Genomic DNA, 17,355 nt, shown 5'->3' with positions numbered 1-17,355 from the left:
GCAATCTAGATCGTCTCCCTACCCGGCGTCTGCCCGGGTAAGGTTTCCTGTGAAGGGCCTGGGAAGAATTCGCCAAAGCTGTGGCGGGAACCACCCGGGAACCTCAAACGTTGAGCCTGTGATCGACACAGGTCGAAGGATTCACAACAGAGACAGGAAGGATCCGACGGTGCGCGAAAGCAGCAACCCGGTATTCCGCTCACTGCCCAAGGGGCAGCAGGGCGGCTATGCGCAATTCGGTACCGGAGCCGCCGGCTACGGTGCCCAGGCGGTGCACGCCGATCCGTACGTCACCCAGTACCCGGAGCAGCAGCAGGCGGGTGTCTCGCGCGCGCTGACCATCGACGACGTCGTCACCAAGACCGGCATGACGCTGGCCGTGCTGACCGCCGTCGCCGTCGTCTCGTACTACCTCGTCAGCCAGAACCTGGGCCTGGCCATGCCGTTCACCCTGGTGGGTGCGCTCGGCGGCCTGGCGCTGGTGCTGATCGCGACGTTCGGCCGCAAGCAGGACAACCCGGCCATCGTGCTGAGCTACGCCGCGCTGGAGGGTCTGTTCCTGGGTGCGGTGTCGTTCGTCATCGCCAACATCGCCTCCGTCGGTGGCGTCGGCATGATCGCGCAGGCGATCGTCGGCACGCTCGGCGTCTTCTTCGGCATGCTCGTCGTCTACAAGACCGGCGCCATCCGCGTCACCCCGAAGTTCACCCGGATGATCGTCGCCGGCCTGTTCGGCGTCGTCGCGCTGATGCTGCTCAACCTGGTGCTCGGCCTGTTCGGGGTCGGCGGCGGAGCGGGCCTGGGCCTGCGTGACGGTGGCGCCATCGCGATCGGCTTCTCGCTGCTGTGCATCGCGCTGGCCGCGTTCAGCTTCCTGATCGACTTCGACGCCGCTGACCAGATGGTCCGCGCCGGCGCGCCGGAGAAGGCGGCCTGGGGCATCGCGCTCGGCCTGACCGTCACCCTGGTCTGGCTGTACCTGGAGATCCTGCGCCTGCTGAGCTACTTCAACAACGACTAGCAGTCCACACGAAAGAGGGGCGTCCGCGACAGCGGGCGCCCCTCTTTCGTCGTCGACCTGGCGGCGAGCCTGAGGTTGTGTGCGAATTCGCGATCGGTTCTCGCGTATGACTTCAGACTCGGCGATGAGGCCTACACCGCGCGTGGCGTGACGCGGCCCGCCGCCTCGGCGGCGTTGCGGCGTGCGGTGTCGACGTCGTCGGCGAAGGCCAACGCCACGCCCATCCGGCGGTTGACGAAGCTCTCCGGCTTGCCGAACAGTCGAATGTCGGTGTGCGGCACCCGCAGTGCCAGGTCCACGCCGTCGAACACTACGCCCTCGGCGTCGACCCCGCCGTAGATCACTGCGCTGGCGCCCGGGGACTTCAGCGTCGTGTCGACCGGCAGGCCCAGGATCGCCCGCGCGTGCAACTCGAATTCGTTCTGCCACTGAGTGACCATCGTGACCATGCCGGTGTCGTGGGGGCGGGGACTGACCTCGCTGAACCACACCTGATCGCCTTTGACGAACAGTTCCACGCCGAAGATGCCCTGCCCCCCGAGATCCCGGGTCACCGCACCCGCGATCTGCCGCGCGCGCTCCAGGGCGGTCCCGGGCATCGGATGGGGCTGCCAGCTCTCCACATAGTCGCCGCTGACCTGCCGGTGCCCGATGGGTTCACAGAACCGGGTCTCGATCTCACCGTCGGCGCCGCGCGCGCGGACCGTCAGCAGCGTGATCTCGTAGTCGAAGTCGACGAACCCCTCGACGATGATCCTGGTGTTGCTCACGCGGCTGCCCGACATCGCGTACTCCCAGGCCGCCGCGACGCCCTCGGGTCCGTCGATCTTCGACTGGCCCTTCCCGGAACTGCTCATCACCGGTTTGACCACGCACGGATACCCGATCCCACCCTCGATGGCGGCCGTCAGCTCCTCCAGCGAATCGCAGAACCGGTAGTGGCTGGTCGGCAGGCCGAGGGTCTCGGCCGCCAGCCGGCGGATCCCTTCGCGGTCCATGGTCAGCCGCGCCGCCCGTGCCGTCGGAATGACGGTCGTCACGCCCTCGGCTTCGAGCGCTTCGAGTGCCGGGGTGGCGATGGCCTCGATTTCGGGCACCACAAGGTCGGGACGTTCGGCTTCGATCAACGCACGGAGCTGATCGGGGTCGGTCATCGCGATGGTGCGCGCGTGGTGGGCGACCTGCTGGCCCGGCGCATTGTCGTAGCGGTCGACGGCGATGGTCTCGACACCGAGGCGCTGTAGCGCGATGAGCACTTCGCGGCCGAGCTCACCGGAGCCGAGCAGCATGACTTTGGTGGCGCGCGGTGACAGCGGCGTTCCGATGGTCGTCATCGAAACGGCATTCTATTGACGCGCTAGCTGAGCCGCTCCAGGACCATCGCCATGCCCTGGCCGCCGCCGACGCACATCGTCTCGATGCCGAACGTCTTGTCGTGGGTGGTCAGGTTGTTCAGCAGCGTGGCGGTGATCCGCGCGCCGGTCATGCCGAACGGATGCCCCAGCGCGATCGCGCCGCCGGAGACGTTCAGCTTGTCCTCGTCCATGCCGAGTTCCCGCGCCGAGCCCAGCACCTGCACTGCGAACGCCTCGTTGATCTCGTACAGGTCGATGTCGCCGATCGACATCTTCGCGTTGGCCAGCGCCTTCTTGACGGCCTCGATCGGGCCGAGGCCCATGATCTCCGGTGACAGGCCGGACACGCCGGTCGAGACGATCCGGGCCAGCGGCGTCAACCCCAGCTCCTTGGCCTTGGTGTCGCTCATGATGACCACCGCTGCCGCACCGTCGTTCAGCGGGCACGCGTTACCGGCGGTGATCGTGCCGTTCGGCCGGAAGACCGGCTTCAGCTGGCTGATCTTGTCGTAGGTGGTGCCCGCCCGGGGGCCGTCATCGGTCGAGACGACGGTGCCGTCCGGCAGCGTCACCGGGCTGATCTCGCGCGCGAAGAAGCCGCTGTTGATGGCCTCTTCGGCGCGGTTCTGCGAGCGCACACCCCAGTGGTCCTGGTCTTCGCGGCTGATGCCGGTGAAGTTGGCGACGTTCTCCGCCGTCTGACCCATCGCGATGTACACATCGGGCAGCAGGCCGTCCTCGCGGGGGTCGTGCCATTCGGTGGCGCCCGCTGCGCCCTGCTCGGTGCGGGCCTGCGCCTCGTCGAACATGGGGTTCTTGGAATCCGGCGCCCCGTCGGCGGCGCCCTTGCCGAACCGCGACACCGTCTCCACACCGGCGGAGATGAACGCCGATCCCTCGCCGGCCTTGATCGCGTGGAACGCCATCCGGGTGGTCTGCAGCGACGACGAGCAGTACCGGTTGACCGTGGTGCCCGGCAGGAAGTCGTAGCCGAGTTCGATCGCCACCGCGCGGCCGATGTTGTAGCCGGCCTCACCGGCGGGCTGCGCGCAACCCATCATCAGGTCGTCGATGTCGCGTGGGTCGAGCGACGGCACCTTGTCCAGCGCGGCCCGGACCATCTGTGCGGCGAGGTCGTCGGGGCGCATCGAGACCAGCGAGCCCTTACCGGCGCGGCCGATGGGCGAGCGTGCGGTGGCGACGATGACGGCTTCGGGCATGAGGGCTCCTCCGGTGTAGAACTTGTTCCAAGAAACCTAGCCCGCAGCCACCACGATCGGTGCGGGCACCCCGGTCGAGCGCCGCCACAGCCGGCTCAGGCCGCCGAGTCGGCCCAGCAGCGAGCCGTCCTCGCCGGTCCTCGACTCCAGCGCTGCCTCTGCGGAGTCTTCGGTGACGAACGCCCCCAACGCATTACCGAGCGCCGGCAGCAGCTGCTTGGCCGCCAGCTCGTATCCTGCGGCCGAAGGATGGAACATGTCCGGGGAGAACAGCAGCTCCGGAGTCTTGTAGAAGTGCGGTGCCAGCAGATCGGAGAACGGCACCGGCACTCCGCCGGCGGCCCGCACGGCGGCGGCCTGGGCGCGGGCCAGCCGCAGCCCGCGGCTGCGGGCCACCCACCGCAGCGGCTGCGGGATGGCGGTGATGACGCCGAAGTCGGGGCAGGTGCCGACGACGACGACGGCGTCGCTGCCCCGCAGTCGACGCACCGCCCGACCCAGCCGGCGCGCCGACGGTCCGATCCCGTTGGGCTTGGTGATGTCGTTGGCGCCGATCATGATGACCGCCGCGTCGGGCGGAGCACCCGCCACGAACATCGCATCGATCTGCCCCGAGAGCCCCTTCGAGGTGGCTCCGACGATGGCTTTGGTGCTCAACCGGATGCGAAGGCCCGACTCCTCGGCCAGCCCCCTGGCGATCAGCACACCGGGCACCTCGTCGGCGGCTGCGCAGCCGTACCCGGTAGCGGTCGAGTCGCCGAAGATCATCAGGTGCAGGTCGAACGGCACCCCCCGGTGCCAGCGTTCGACGGGCCCGCCACCCGGTGCGTAGACACCGTCGGCGCGAGGCGGGATGTCCCACGACTTGGGGATGACGCGGCGGGCCTGGTCGGCCTGACCGCTCAGCAGGTTGCGGGCCCCGACATAAGCGGTGCCCGTCGATGCGAGCGTGGCTGCGGCCGCCAGGGCGACCGACCGACGCGATGCGCGGATGCCCACGGGCCAAGTTTAGAGCGGAATCGCGCGGACAACCGCGTCGTAACGCCGATACCCAGTCACAGTGCGGTATCAACTCCGGTACCAAATACGTTTAACCGATTGTGATAAAGGTTACTAGTGCGAAGCTAAGTTACGAGGTTGTCTGAATAACTCGGCTTATCCCGGCTCTACATCGGCGTAGAAAGTGGTGGCGATGACGGCACCCAGCAAGGTTCCCGCGACTCCTCATGCTGCGATCGCCGCAGCTAGAGCGGGCAAAATCCGTAGGTTCCCGGTCTCGGACGGTGCCCCCGTCGAGGTCGTCGAAGACGGTCCGAGCATCGCCGGGCGACTCATGGGATTGGCCGCGATGGCCACCGTCAAACCCTTCCTGACCGTGGGCAGCTACGCGCCCAAGCTGCCGTGGCCGTGGGGTCTGCTCGACTTTGCCGCCCGCGTGCTCAAGCCCGCCCCCGGCACCGTCCGCGCCACCATCGGCCTGCCGCACTGCAACGCGCAGCTGGTCCGCGCCGCCGGGGTGCTGCCCGCCGACGGCCACCGCAGCGTGATTCTCTACCTGCACGGCGGGGCGTTCCTCACCTGCGGTGTCAACACGCACGGCCGCTTGGTGACCGCCCTCTCCAAATGCGCCGACGCGCCCGTGCTCGTCGTGAACTACCGGATGATTCCGAAGCACTCGGTGGGCACCGCGCTCGACGACTGTTTCGACGGCTACAAGTGGCTGCGCGAACTCGGCTACGAACCCGACCAGATCGTGCTGGCCGGGGATTCCGCGGGCGGTTACCTGGCGCTCTCGCTCGCCGAGCGGCTGCAGGCCGAAGGCATCAACGGCTTCGTCGGCGAGACGCCCGCAGCCATCGTGACGATGTCGCCGCTTTTCGAGATCGACAACGAGGCCCGCGCCGATCATCCGAACGTCCGCACCGACGCGATGTTCCCACCCAAGGCGTTCCACGCCCTGGTCGAACTCATCGAGGCCGCCGCGGAGCGACGGATGGTCGACGGCAAGCCCGAAGAGGTGTACGAGCCGCTCGATCACATCGAGCCGGGACTGCCGCGGACGCTGATCCACGTCTCCGGTTCCGAGGTCCTGCTCAGCGACGCCCGCAAGGCCGCCCGACTGCTGGCAGCCGCCGGCGTACCGGTCGAGGTGCGCGTCTGGCCTGGTCAGATGCACGTCTTCCAGCTCGGTGCGCCCGCAGTCTCGGAAGCGAACCGGTCCATCAAGCAGATCGGCGAGTACATCCGAGAGGTCACCTGGTAGCGGCCGCGGGCGGCCTGGGTACCGCTGCCGCAGGCCGCCTGGGCACCGGTGCCGGAGGCCGCCTGGCTGCTCGGTCGCGGGCCTGAGACGATGGACGCATGCGGATCGCCCGGCACATCAGTGAGCTCATCGGCAATACCCCTCTGGTACAGCTGAACTCGGTGGTGCCCCCGGGTGCGGGCACCGTCGCGGCCAAGATCGAGTACCTCAATCCGGGCGGCAGCTCCAAGGACCGGATCGCGATCAAGATGATCGACGCCGCCGAGGCCAGCGGAGAACTCAAGCCCGGCGGCACCATCGTCGAACCGACGTCCGGCAACACCGGCGTCGGGCTGGCGATCGTGGCGCAGCAGCGCGGCTACAAGTGCATCTTCGTCTGCCCCGACAAGGTGAGCGAGGACAAGCAGAACGTACTGCGCGCCTACGGCGCCGACGTCGTGGTCTGCCCGACGGCCGTGGCGCCGGAGGATCCGGCCAGCTACTACAGCGTCTCCAACCGCCTCGTCGAGGAGATCGACGGCGCGTGGAAGCCTGACCAGTACTCCAACCCGATGGGCCCGGAGAGCCACTACGAGACCACCGGGCCGGAGATCTGGGCCGACACCGACGGCAAGGTCACCCACTTCGTGGCCGGCGTCGGCACCGGCGGCACGATCACCGGTGCCGGCCGCTACCTCAAAGAGGTGTCCGGGGGTCGGGTCAAGGTCATCGGCGTGGACCCCGAGGGCTCGGTGTACTCCGGCGGCACGGGCCGCCCCTACCTGGTCGAAGGCGTCGGTGAGGACTTCTGGCCTGCGGCATACGACCCGTCGGTGCCCGACGAGATCATCGCGGTCTCCGACGCCGACTCGTTCGACATGACCAGAAGGCTGGCCCGCGAGGAGGCGCTTCTGGTCGGCGGATCGTGCGGGATGGCGGCCGTGGCCGCGATCAAGGTGGCCGAGCGTGAAGGACCCGATGCGCTGGTCGTCGTCCTGCTGCCCGACGGCGGCCGCGGCTACCTGTCGAAGATCTTCAACGACGCATGGATGTCGTCGTACGGATTCCTGCGCAGCAGGCTGGACGGTTCGGTCGAAGAGTCCACGGTCGGCGATGTGCTGCGCGGAAAATCCGGCGCGCTGCCCGATCTCGTCCACACCCACCCCTCCGAGACGGTGCGCGACGCCATCGGGATCCTGCGTGAATACGGGGTGTCGCAGATGCCCGTCGTCGGCGCCGAACCTCCCGTGATGGCCGGTGAGGTGGCAGGCAGCGTGTCCGAACGTGAGCTGTTGTCCGCGGTGTTCGAGGGCCGCGCCAAGCTGGCCGACGCCGTTGCCGACCACATGGGCCCGCCGCTGCCCCTGATCGGCGTGGGTGAACTCGTCAGCACCGCTGCGAAGGCCCTGCGCGAGTCCGACGCGGTGATGGTGGTCGAGGAGGGCAAACCCGTCGGCGTGCTGACGCGGCACGACCTCCTCGGGTACCTCTCCGAGGGCAACGCCCGCCGCTGACAGGCGGCGGCGGGCACATCCGGCAGCGCCGCCTCCGGCGCCGGACTCGCACGTGAAAGCGCTGTTCGGCGCCTCTTCTCAGGTAGGGTGAGCACGCTTGTCCAGCCATGTGCGAGCGGAAGGGCGTCCATGACCGATCGACCTCCGCTCGCCGCGGGTTCACGACGCCACCGGGGACGGCGGCACGCCCACGGCAGGAATGCGAATGTTGTTGATCTGGGTTGCGCCGTCGATTACTTTCCAGATCGGGAACTCCGGCCACCGGCAGCGGGCGACGGGGTCCCGCACCGGCAGGTCCGTTCCGAAGTTTCAGGTAGCCGGCGAGAAGGCTTGGGAGCCAAAACATTTTCGGGCTGTCAACATGCGCCGGCGGAGCATCGCAGAAAAGATAATGGGGACGGTTCGCGTACCGCTTCGACCGCGACCGAGATCAGGAGAAATCGATGACAGAGAATCCGCCGCCCGGCGGCTACCCGCCTCCACCACCCGGCGGTTACCCGCCGCCGCCTCCGCCCGGGGGTTACCAGCCACCGCCACCTCCGCCATCCGGCGGTGGCTACCCGCCGCCGCCCAGCGGTGGCTTCCCGCCCCCACAGGAGGGTGGCTATCCGCCGCCGCAGGGTCCGGGCGGCTACCCACCGCCGGCCGGCTACGGCCCGCCTCAGGGCGGCTTCCCGCCGCCCGCCCAGGGCTATCCGCCCGTCGGCGGTCCGCCCGCGTACAGCGTCGGCGATGCGTTCAACTGGGCGTGGAACAAGTTCAGCAAGAACGCCATGCCGCTGATCGTGGCGACGCTGGTGTTCGGCATCGTGGTGATCGCCCTGCAGGCCATCATCAACATCGTCCAGGCACTGGTCTCGCCCGGTGACACCAGCTATATCGCGGATGACAGCGGCTTCTCGTTCTCGTACGCCACCACCGGTGTCGCGGGGACCATCGTCGCGATCGTCGGATGGTTCCTGTCGCTCATCGTGACCGCCGCCATCCAGTCGGCGTTCCTCGGCGGCATCTTCGACATCGCCAACGGCCAGCAGGTCGCCGTCGGGTCGTTCTTCCGGCCCCGCAACGTCGGCAACGTCATCATCGCCGGACTGATCGTCGGCGTGATCACGACCGTCGGCCTGTTCCTGTGCATCGTGCCCGGCGTCATCGCCAGCTTCCTGCTGATGTTCACGACCATCGCGGTGCTCGACCGCAACCTGGCGCCGATGGACGCCATCAAGTCGAGCTTCGAGACGAGCAAGAACAACGTCGGACCGGTGCTGCTCACCTGGCTCGCCAGCGTGGCCGTGGTGTTCGTGGGTGCGCTGCTGTGCGGTGTCGGCCTGCTCGTGGCAGCCCCGCTGGCCGCGCTCATCCTGGTGTACGCCTACCGGACACTCAACGGCGGATTCGTCGCACCTGCCGTCCCGTAGCGTCCCGATCTCACCGATGTCGGCGTGCCCGCTGCCTTGGGCACGCCGACATTGTGTTGTGCGGCAACAACACTCGGGCCGGTGAAGCGATGACCGGAAATCTGCCTGGGCAGCCGCCCGCGATGCCGAGGCGGGTCTACACGTCGTGGTCGGCACGGGTGGCTGCATTCTTCGTGGACATGGTTCCGCTCGGTCTGGCGTGGGGGATCTGGGAGGTGGTGGCCCTGCGCAGCGCCACCCTGGACTGCGTGACCTTCGACAACGGCGGTGTCTCCTGCAGTTCCGGGATCTCGTCGGTCGGCTACCTCGCGTTCGCGCTGACGGTGGCGGTGTCCGTGGCGTACCTGGTGTGGAACTACGGGCACCGGCAGGGCGTCAGCGGCAGCAGCGTCGGAAAGTCGGTGCTCAGATTCCAGGTGCTCGATGAAAAGACCTGGCGACCGGTGGGATTCGGTGCATCGGTGCTCCGTCAGGCGGTGCATCTACTCGACGCCGCCGTCTGCTTCATCGGCTTTCTGTTCCCGCTCTGGGACCGCAGGCGGCAGACTCTGGCCGACAAGCTCACCGGGACCGTGTGCGTCCCGAAGCGGTACTAGCGGAACGCGCCGACGCCGGTGAGCGCCTCGCCGATCACCAGTTGGTGCACCTCCGAGGTGCCCTCGTAGGTCAGCACCGACTCCAGGTTGTTGGCGTGCCGCAGCACGGGATACTCCAAGGTGATCCCGTTGGCGCCCAACAGGGTTCGGCACTGGCGGGCGAGCTTGATGGCTTCGCGGACGTTGTTGAGCTTTCCGACGCTGACCTGTTCGGGACGGATCCTGCCTTCGTCCTTGAGCCGGCCCAGGTGCAGCGCGAGGAGTTGGGCCTTGCCGAGCTCGACCGCCATGTCGGCGATCTTCGCCTGTGTCAGTTGGTATCCCGCCAGCGGCCGGTCGAACACCGCGCGGGTGCCGACGTAGTCCAGCGTGGTCTGCAGGCAGTCCCGGGCCGCGCCCACCGCACCGAACACGATCCCGAAGCGCGCCTCGGACAGGCAGCTCAACGGCGCCTTGAGTCCTTGGGCCTCCGGCAGTCTGGCGTCCTCGGGGACCCGGACGTCGTCGAGGTGGATCTCGGAGGTGACCGACGCGCGCAGCGACAGCTTGCGGGTCATCTCGGTGGCGTGGAACCCCGGCGTTGACGTCGGCACCGCGAACCCCAGCACCCCTTCCTTCGACCGCGCCCAGATGATCGCGACGTCGGCGACCGAGGCATTGGTGATCCACATCTTCGAACCGTTGAGGATCCAGTCCGAGCCGTCGCGGCGCGCGGTGGTGCGCATGCCACCCGGATTGGAGCCGAAGTCCGGCTCGGTGAGGCCGAAGCACCCGATCAGTTCGCCCACCGCCATCCCGGGCAGCCATCGCGTGCGCTGCTCCTCGCTGCCCCACCGGTGAATCGCGAACATCGCCAGCGACCCCTGCACCGATACCAGGCTGCGCAGCCCGCTGTCGACCGCCTCCAGCTCCTGGCACACCAGCCCGTAGGCCGTCGCCGTCGAACCGCTGCACCCGTACCCCTGCAGATGCATTCCCAACAAGCCCAGCTTGCCGATCTCGGCGGCCAGTTCGCGGACCGGAACCTGGCCGGCCTCGAACCATTCCGCGATCTGCGGCCGCAACCGCTGCTCCCCGAACCCGCGCACCATCGTGCGCAGGTCACGGTCCTCGGCGCTCAGCAGCGAGTCGAGGTCGAGCAGGTTCTCGATCGTGGTGGTCGTCGGCAGCGGCTGGTGGGCAGGCATGTCCAAGTTGTACACCGCTAGCCTTGGCGACCATGAGTGAGCAGCGCAGCGCCTCGGACCACTATCGGGCCTTCGGCCCGGCGACCAGGGCCATTCACGCGGGGTACCGGCCCGATCCCGCGACGGGGGTCGTCAACCCCCCGATCTACGCCAGCTCGACGTTCGCCCAGGACGGTGTCGGCGGGCTGCGCGGCGGCTTCGAGTACTCGCGCACCGGCAACCCCACCCGCTCCGTACTGGAGGGTGCACTGGCGGCGATGGAGGGGGCGTCCCACGGACGCGCGTTCAGCTCCGGCATGGCGGCCACCGACTGCGTGCTGCGGGCCGTGCTGCGCCCCGGCGACCACCTGGTGATCCCCGACGATGCCTACGGCGGCACCTTCCGGCTGATCGACAAGGTGTTCAGCCTGTGGGGCATCAGCTACACCGCGGTGGCGCTGGGGGACCTCGACCGGGTGCGCGCGGCCGTCACCGACCGCACCAAGCTGATCTGGATCGAGACCCCGACCAACCCGCTGCTGTCCATCGCCGACATCGCCGCCATCGCCGAGGTGGGCGCCGCCACCGGCGCGAAGGTGCTGGTGGACAACACGTTTGCCTCACCGGCGCTGCAGCAGCCACTGGCCCTGGGCGCCGACATCGTGCTGCACTCGACGACCAAGTACATCGGCGGGCACTCCGACGTCGTCGGCGGCGCGCTGCTGACCAACGACGAAGCCCTCGATGACGCGTTCGCATTCCTGCAGAACGGCGCCGGTGCGGTACCGGGACCGTTCGACGCGTACCTGACCATTCGTGGACTCAAGACCCTGCCCCTGCGGATGCAGCGGCACAGCGAGAACGCCGCCGCGATCGCCGAGTTCCTCGACGGACACCCCGCCGTCACGACGGTGCTGTACCCGGGCCTGCCCAGCCACCCCAACCACGACGTCGCCGCCCGGCAGATGAGCGGATTCGGCGGAATGGTGTCGGTACGGCTGCGCGGTGGCCCGCAGGCCGCGCGCGACTTCTGCGCCCGCACCGAGATCTTCATCCTCGCCGAGTCGCTGGGCGGCGTGGAGTCGCTGATCGAGTATCCGGGCGCGATGACGCACGCCTCCACCGCCGGTTCGCAGCTGGAGGTGCCCGACGACCTGGTGCGGCTGTCCGTCGGCATCGAGGACGTCGCCGACCTGCTCGGAGATGTCGAGCAGGCGCTGGGCGCGCCCGGCTGAGACCGATGGCCGGCTGAGCCCGATGGCCGGCTAGGCCAGCTGAACCAACGCCTGGCGAACCGCCGACGCGGTGACCGCGAGGTTCACCTCCGGTAGCGCCGTCGGTGACTCGTCAACCCAACTGCCGCTTGCGATCTCGCCCGCGCGGGCATGTACCCAGCGCCAGCCGCGATCGTTGAGGCTCAGCAAGGCGCCGAGACCGTCGACCGCGTGCAGCACGGTGATGATGGCCGCCGTCGCCGGTGCGGGCGGCGTCCGGTCGAACAACGCTGCCATCAGTGCTGCTCGCGCGGCACCCACCCGATCCCGATTGGTCAGCGGAAACGACCGGGAACGCCCGAAGAGCTTGCCCGGCCGGGCCGTCGGACGAATCTGGCCGGCCTGCGTCAGGGACGTGACCAACAGCTTCTGACTGTCCCTGCCGAGCTTCTTGATCGCCGCGTCAGGGCGCAGCGGTTTGGCCCGCAGCAGGGCGAACGCACGGGCCGACACGGGATCCAGCGGCCCGGGGGCGTCGAGTGCCACCAGCCTGCCTTCCGGAACCGGCTCGCCCGTCACGGCGGGACGGACCCTGCACGCGTGGGCCAGATCGAGCAAGGTCGCCGCCGCGAGCACATGCTCACGGCGCGATCCGTCGAGCGCGGGCTGCGCGGACGCGTTGTCGACGAGCAGCAGGAACAGGTCCTCGGCGATCTGCGCCATGTGCTGGAGACTAACGCGGCTGCGCGGGACCGCCGCCCGCGGAATCAGCCGTGGTACGGCTCGGCGCTGACCAGCGTCACCTTGACGGTGTTGCCGCTGGGCACGGTGTAGGACCGGGATTCGCCGACCTTGGCGTCGATCAGCGCGCCGCCCAACGGTGAGTTGGGGGAGTACACCTCGAGCTTGCCGTCGCTGACACCCTGCTCGCGGGTGCCGATCAGGAAGGTCTCGGTGTCCTTCTCGTCGTCGTCGTAGTAGACCTTGACCACCGAACCGGGCAGCGCGATGCCGGACTGCTTGGGCGCCTCGCCGACCTTGGCGTTGTTCAGCAGCTCCTGCAGCTGGCGGATCCGGGCCTCTTCCTGGCCCTGCTGCTCGCGAGCGGCGTGGTACCCGCCGTTCTCGCGCAGGTCGCCTTCCTCGCGGCGGTCGTTGATCTCGGCGGCGATGACGGGGCGGTTGGCGATCAGCTGGTCGAGCTCGGCCTTCAGCCGGTCATAGGACTCTTCGGTCAGCCAGGTGACCTGTGTGTCGGTCATGTCGCGCTCCTGTCGTTGTTACTTCCGCGCTTGTCGCGTGTGAAGATGCTCTGGGCACGGCGCCGGGAACTGCCTGCGTGTATTGCCGCCACCGCGAGCGTCGCTTCTGCGCTCCAAAATGCAGCAATACACGGCCCCAGCAGGAACCGTGTATCAGGCCAGCATAGCACCGCCGGGCCACCCGGATTTCACGATTTCGCAGGCCGGAGTTCGTCGCGTGGCCTTCCTTCAGCCTCCGACCAGATACCCGGGTACGTCCGTTCCACACCCGTAGACGTCGCCGATCACCGCTGGTCTGCTCGACGTGACGGTGGTGGTGACCTGCACCGTAGCGTCCGTCGACGGCGGAACCAGCACCTCGCGCCTGCCCGTCTCGTCGCCGTCGTACGAGCGGGCCCGCACGATGCACACCACCGGTCGCGACGGATCGTCGCGGGTGACGCTGATCGTCACCTCGACGGTTTGGGGATCGACGACTTCGTAGCCGCCCAGCTCGCCCTTGACCTCGCTGGAACCGAAGCGGGAGAAGGCGATGGTGGCCAGCGCAACACCTGTCACCACCACCAATGCCGTCAACCCGATGGCGATCCAGCGGCGCGTGCGCCGGCTGAGCCGCTGCCGCCCGTAGCGTGCGGTGGGTCGTTCGATCATCTCGTTTTGCATGCCCGTCGTTCGGATGGGTCTACTAGACCTGGAACTATAAGGCCACTCGCGTGGTTGAACTTGTGCGTGAGTGGGCAAGCAGGTGACCAGCTGAGAAGGACCAGGTTGAGCGAACTTCGGTTGATGGCCGTCCACGCGCACCCGGACGACGAGTCCAGCAAGGGTGCCGCGACGATGGCGCGTTACGTCGACGAGGGCGTTCGCGTCATGGTCGTGACGTTGACCGGCGGGGAACGCGGAGACATCCTGAACCCGGCGATGGATCTGCCCGAGGTGCACGGCCGGATGGCCGAGATCCGCCGCGACGAGATGGCCAGGGCCGCGGAGATCCTCGGTGTCGAGCATCACTGGCTGGGCTTCGTCGACTCGGGGCTGCCCGAGGGCGACCCGCCGCCCCCGCTGCCCGAGGGCTGCTTCGCGCTGGAGCCGCTCGAGGTCCCCACCCACGCTCTGGTCCGGGTGATCCGTGACTTCAAGCCGCACGTCATCACCACCTACGACGAGAACGGCGGCTACCCGCACCCCGACCACATCAAGTGCCACCAGGTGTCCGTCGCCGCGTACGAGGCCGCCGCCGATCACCGACTGTTCCCCGAGGCCGGCGATCCGTGGACGCCGCTGAAGCTGTACTACAACCACGGCTTCCTGCGGCAGCGGATGCAGGTGCTGCAGGACGAGTTCGCCAAGCACGGCAAGGAAGGTCCGTTCGCCACCTGGCTGGAGAAGTGGGATCCGGACGAGGATCTGCTCGCCAAGCGGGTGACCACCCGGATCGAGTGCGCCAAGTACTTCGCCCAGCGTGACGAGGCCCTGTTGGCGCACGCCACGCAGATCGACCCGAACAGCTTTTTCTTCTCCACGCCGATGGAGTGGCAGCAGCGGTTGTGGCCGACCGAAGAGTTCGAGTTGGCCCGGTCCAGGGTTCCGGTAACGCTGCCCGAGACCCACCTGTTCGCCGGAATCGAGGGATACGAGTGAGTGATGCGGTGATGCTGGGTCTGGACCTGATGACCCTGGCCCAGGACAGCCCACGGCAGACCGGGCCCGACTTCGGGAAGGCCAGCCCGTTCGGTCTGATCATCGTGGTGCTGCTGCTGATCGCCGTCTTCGGTCTGGTGTGGTCGATGAACAAGCACCTGCGCCGGCTGCCGAAGTCGTTCGACGAGGACGAGACTGCAGCCGCTGCGCCGGCCGACGGTGGTTCCGTCGCCGCCGAGCCGGATCCGACCAACGACAACCGGACCGACGGGACGGAACGTGAGTCGGGCTGACGGCTCGACGAACTCGCTTGCACGGGCGACGAGCCCGTATCTGAGGCAGCACGCCGACAACCCGGTGCACTGGCAGCAGTGGGCGCCGGACGCGCTGGCGCTGGCCGCCGAACGCGACGTGCCGATCCTGCTGTCGATCGGTTATGCGGCCTGCCACTGGTGTCACGTCATGGCCCACGAATGCTTCGAGGACGACGAGGTGGCCGCCGCGATGAACGCCGGCTTCGTCTGCATCAAGGTCGACCGCGAGGAGCGCCCCGACCTCGACGCGGTGTACATGAACGCCACCGTGGCGCTGACCGGTCAGGGCGGCTGGCCGATGACCTGTTTCCTGACCCCTGACGGCCGGCCGTTCTTCTGCGGTACCTACTACCCGAAGGCCAGCTTCCTGCAGCTGCTGGCCGCGGTCGTCGACACGTGGCGCACCCGGCGTGCCGATGTGGAGGAGACGTCGGACAAGATCGCCGCGGAGTTGCGGTCGATGGCTTCCGGTCTGCCGCGCGGCGGGCCGCCCGTCGCAGCCGAGGTGTGTGACGACGCGTCGGCCGCGGTGCTGCGCGATGAGGACACCGTCGACGGCGGCTTCGGCGCCGCGCCCAAGTTTCCGCCGTCAGCGCTGCTGGAGGCGCTGCTGCGCAACCACGAACGCACCGGCTCACCGGCACCGCTCGCGGCGGTCAGCCGGGCCTGTGAGGCGATGGCCCGCGGCGGCATCTACGACCAGCTCGGCGGCGGCTTCGCCCGCTACAGTGTGGATGCGGCGTGGGTGGTGCCGCACTTCGAGAAAATGCTGTACGACAACGCCCAGTTGCTGCGGGTGTATGCACACTGGGCGCGCCGAACCGGAAATCCGTTGGCGCACAGAGTGGTCGACGAGACAGTGCGATTTCTGATCGAGGACCTGCGGGTCGGCGGGATGTTCGTGTCGTCGTTGGATGCCGACACCGCCGGGGTCGAGGGGCTGACCTACGTGTGGACTCCCGGGCAGCTGTGCGAGGTGCTCGGGGAGGGTGACGGACGTTGGGCTGCAGAGCTTTTCGGTGTCACCGCGGCCGGAACGTTCGAAGGCGGTGCATCGGTGCTGCAGATGCGCGCCGACCCCGACGACGCCGACCGGTTCGTGCGTGTCCGAGATGCGCTGCGTGCCGCGCGACTCACCCGGCCGCAGCCGACGCGCGACGACAAGGTGGTGACCGCCTGGAACGGGTTGGCGATCACCGCGCTGGTCGAGGCGTCGGTTCTGGATCGCCCCGAATATCTCAGTGCCGCAATCCAATGCGCTCGGACGCTGCTCGACGCGCATCTTGTGGACGGCCGGCTCCGGCGCTCCAGCCTGGGCGGAGTCGTGGGTGACAGCATGGCGGTGCTGGAGGATCACGCGGCGCTGGCGACCGGGCTGCTGGCACTGCACCAGGCGACGGGGGAGCGGGTGTGGCTGCAGGAGGCGACCGGCCTGCTGGATCTCGCGCTCGACCACTTCTCCGATTCCGCCGAGGTCGGCCGCTGGTTCGACGTCGCCGACGACGCCGAGCAGCTGATGCTGCGGCCGTCGGATCCCCTCGACGGTGCGACGCCGTCGGGAGCGTCGCTGATCGCCGAGGCGTTGCAGCTGGCGGCACATCTGGCACCCGAGGCTGCTGCGCAGCGCTACGCCGCCGCGGCGGAGGCGACGATGGCCGGCGCTACGGTGTTGTTGGCGCGCGTCCCGCGCTCGGCCGGGCACTGGCTCGCGGTGGCCGAAGCGGCCGTGCGCGGACCCATCCAGATCGCCGTGGCGGGCGGGGCCGATTCGGCGCTGCTGGCCGCGGCGCGCAGGCTGGCACCCGGCGGAGCCGTCGTGGTGGGTGGCGAGGTGAATTCGTCTGAGCTGCTGCGCGACCGGCCCCGGGTCGACGGTGCGGACGCCGCCTACGTGTGCCGCGGCCGGGTCTGTGACCTGCCCGTCACCACGGTCGAGGATCTCGCCACCGCGCTGGGGGCGTCCGTGTAGCGTGCCGCACATGAGTTTCGAGCCGGATGTCTTGCAGGGTTTCGTCCAGCGGTACCTCGACACGGTGGTCAGCGGCAGCGCCGACGACGTCGCCGCGCTCTACGCCGAGGATGCCACCCTCGAAGATCCGGTGGGCGGCGGCGAAGTGCACATCGGTCGGCAGGCCATCGCCGGGTTCTACAAGGCCATCCAGGGCGGCGAGATCAAGACCGAGCTGCTCTCGTTCCGCGCCGGCGGACACGAGGCGGCGTTTCTCTTCGCGATCACCGTGGGCGGCGCGATGCGCATCGAGCCCATCGAGGTGATGACGTTCAACGGCGAAGGCCAGATCACGTCGATGAAGGCGTACTGGGGCCCGCAGAACATCACCCAGCTGTCCTAAGCAAGTCGCTTTCTGCGCGAGCGTTCGCGCGTAGCTTGCGCGAG

Annotated in this window: 17 protein-coding genes; 10 read left to right on the top strand and 7 right to left on the bottom strand. The window is 68.5% G+C overall.

Features of this window, described 5'->3' with window-relative positions; genetic code table 11:
• Window positions 1–169 precede the first annotated feature (169 nt).
• Window positions 170–1,021, top strand: a complete 852-nt coding sequence (locus BN976_RS11810; protein WP_011781829.1) for a Bax inhibitor-1/YccA family protein — start codon at window positions 170–172, stop codon at window positions 1,019–1,021.
• Between the two features lie 131 nt (window positions 1,022–1,152).
• On the opposite strand, the gene purT is transcribed toward BN976_RS11810, so the two are convergent.
• From purT to BN976_RS11795, 3 genes are read right to left on the bottom strand one after another with little or no spacing between them, the layout of a single operon-like run.
• A complete protein-coding gene (gene purT, locus BN976_RS11805) occupies window positions 1,153–2,355 on the bottom strand; it encodes a formate-dependent phosphoribosylglycinamide formyltransferase (protein WP_036370867.1) in 1,203 nt (400 codons plus the stop codon).
• Between the two features lie 23 nt (window positions 2,356–2,378).
• On the bottom strand, window positions 2,379–3,596 hold the full coding sequence (locus tag BN976_RS11800; RefSeq protein ID WP_011781827.1) for an acetyl-CoA C-acetyltransferase: 1,218 nt from the start codon (window positions 3,594–3,596) through the stop codon (window positions 2,379–2,381).
• Between the two features lie 36 nt (window positions 3,597–3,632).
• Window positions 3,633–4,595: an SGNH/GDSL hydrolase family protein gene (locus BN976_RS11795; protein WP_011781826.1), complete on the bottom strand. Its 963-nt coding sequence runs from the start codon at window positions 4,593–4,595 to the stop codon at window positions 3,633–3,635.
• A gap of 193 nt (window positions 4,596–4,788) precedes the next feature.
• Between BN976_RS11795 and BN976_RS11790 the strand changes: the two genes are divergently transcribed.
• From BN976_RS11790 to BN976_RS11775, 4 genes are all read left to right on the top strand, one after another.
• Entirely contained in the window at window positions 4,789–5,859 is a 1,071-nt protein-coding gene (locus BN976_RS11790) for an alpha/beta hydrolase fold domain-containing protein (protein ID WP_036371375.1), read from the top strand.
• Between the two features lie 98 nt (window positions 5,860–5,957).
• Window positions 5,958–7,352: a cystathionine beta-synthase gene (locus BN976_RS11785; RefSeq protein WP_011781824.1), complete on the top strand. Its 1,395-nt coding sequence runs from the start codon at window positions 5,958–5,960 to the stop codon at window positions 7,350–7,352.
• 443 nt (window positions 7,353–7,795) lie between these two features.
• Complete coding sequence (locus BN976_RS11780) at window positions 7,796–8,767, top strand: membrane protein (protein ID WP_011781823.1); 972 nt, start codon at window positions 7,796–7,798, stop codon at window positions 8,765–8,767.
• An 89-nt stretch (window positions 8,768–8,856) separates the two neighbouring features.
• Window positions 8,857–9,363 carry an Rv1078 family RDD domain-containing protein gene (locus BN976_RS11775; RefSeq protein WP_036371372.1) on the top strand — a complete coding sequence of 169 codons (507 nt, stop codon included), beginning with the start codon at window positions 8,857–8,859 and terminating at the stop codon, window positions 9,361–9,363.
• Here the strand turns inward: BN976_RS11775 and BN976_RS11770 are convergent.
• Window positions 9,360–10,550, bottom strand: a complete 1,191-nt coding sequence (locus BN976_RS11770; RefSeq protein ID WP_109489604.1) for an acyl-CoA dehydrogenase family protein — start codon at window positions 10,548–10,550, stop codon at window positions 9,360–9,362. The two genes, BN976_RS11775 and BN976_RS11770, sit on opposite strands and share 4 nt — an antisense overlap.
• A 32-nt stretch (window positions 10,551–10,582) precedes the next feature.
• Between BN976_RS11770 and BN976_RS11765 the strand changes: the two genes are divergently transcribed.
• Window positions 10,583–11,764 (top strand): cystathionine gamma-synthase, encoded by a 1,182-nt coding sequence (locus BN976_RS11765; RefSeq protein WP_011781820.1) that lies wholly within the window; start codon window positions 10,583–10,585, stop codon window positions 11,762–11,764.
• A gap of 30 nt (window positions 11,765–11,794) precedes the next feature.
• Here BN976_RS11765 and BN976_RS11760 read toward each other — a convergent pair whose 3' ends face one another.
• The 3 genes from BN976_RS11760 to BN976_RS11750 form a co-directional block, all read right to left on the bottom strand.
• Window positions 11,795–12,466 (bottom strand): GOLPH3/VPS74 family protein, encoded by a 672-nt coding sequence (locus BN976_RS11760; RefSeq protein WP_036370865.1) that lies wholly within the window; start codon window positions 12,464–12,466, stop codon window positions 11,795–11,797.
• Between the two features lie 44 nt (window positions 12,467–12,510).
• On the bottom strand, window positions 12,511–13,005 hold the full coding sequence (gene greA, locus BN976_RS11755) for a transcription elongation factor GreA (RefSeq protein WP_011781818.1): 495 nt from the start codon (window positions 13,003–13,005) through the stop codon (window positions 12,511–12,513).
• A gap of 228 nt (window positions 13,006–13,233) precedes the next feature.
• On the bottom strand, window positions 13,234–13,656 hold the full coding sequence (locus BN976_RS11750; protein WP_036371368.1) for a DUF4307 domain-containing protein: 423 nt from the start codon (window positions 13,654–13,656) through the stop codon (window positions 13,234–13,236).
• 117 nt (window positions 13,657–13,773) lie between these two features.
• On the opposite strand from BN976_RS11750, the gene mca reads away from it, so the two are divergent.
• From mca to BN976_RS11730, 4 genes are read left to right on the top strand one after another with little or no spacing between them, the layout of a single operon-like run.
• Window positions 13,774–14,646, top strand: a complete 873-nt coding sequence (gene mca, locus BN976_RS11745) for a mycothiol conjugate amidase Mca (protein ID WP_011781817.1) — start codon at window positions 13,774–13,776, stop codon at window positions 14,644–14,646.
• Window positions 14,643–14,939: a hypothetical protein gene (locus tag BN976_RS11740; protein ID WP_011781816.1), complete on the top strand. Its 297-nt coding sequence runs from the start codon at window positions 14,643–14,645 to the stop codon at window positions 14,937–14,939. Before mca ends, BN976_RS11740 begins: the two co-directional genes overlap by 4 nt.
• The gene (locus BN976_RS11735) at window positions 14,926–16,929 is read left to right on the top strand and encodes a thioredoxin domain-containing protein (protein ID WP_011781815.1); all 2,004 of its coding nucleotides are present in this window, start codon (window positions 14,926–14,928) and stop codon (window positions 16,927–16,929) included. The genes BN976_RS11740 and BN976_RS11735 overlap by 14 nt, the downstream gene beginning before the upstream one ends.
• Before the next feature lie 10 nt (window positions 16,930–16,939).
• Entirely contained in the window at window positions 16,940–17,311 is a 372-nt protein-coding gene (locus BN976_RS11730) for a nuclear transport factor 2 family protein (RefSeq protein WP_011781814.1), read from the top strand.
• The last annotated feature ends 44 nt before the right edge of the window (window positions 17,312–17,355 follow it).

This window comes from Mycolicibacterium austroafricanum (assembly GCF_000612725.1).
GTDB classification, from domain to species: Bacteria; Actinomycetota; Actinomycetes; order Mycobacteriales; family Mycobacteriaceae; genus Mycobacterium; species Mycobacterium austroafricanum.
Note: the sequence above shows the minus strand (reverse complement) of the source record. Positions and strands in the feature narration are given on the sequence as shown.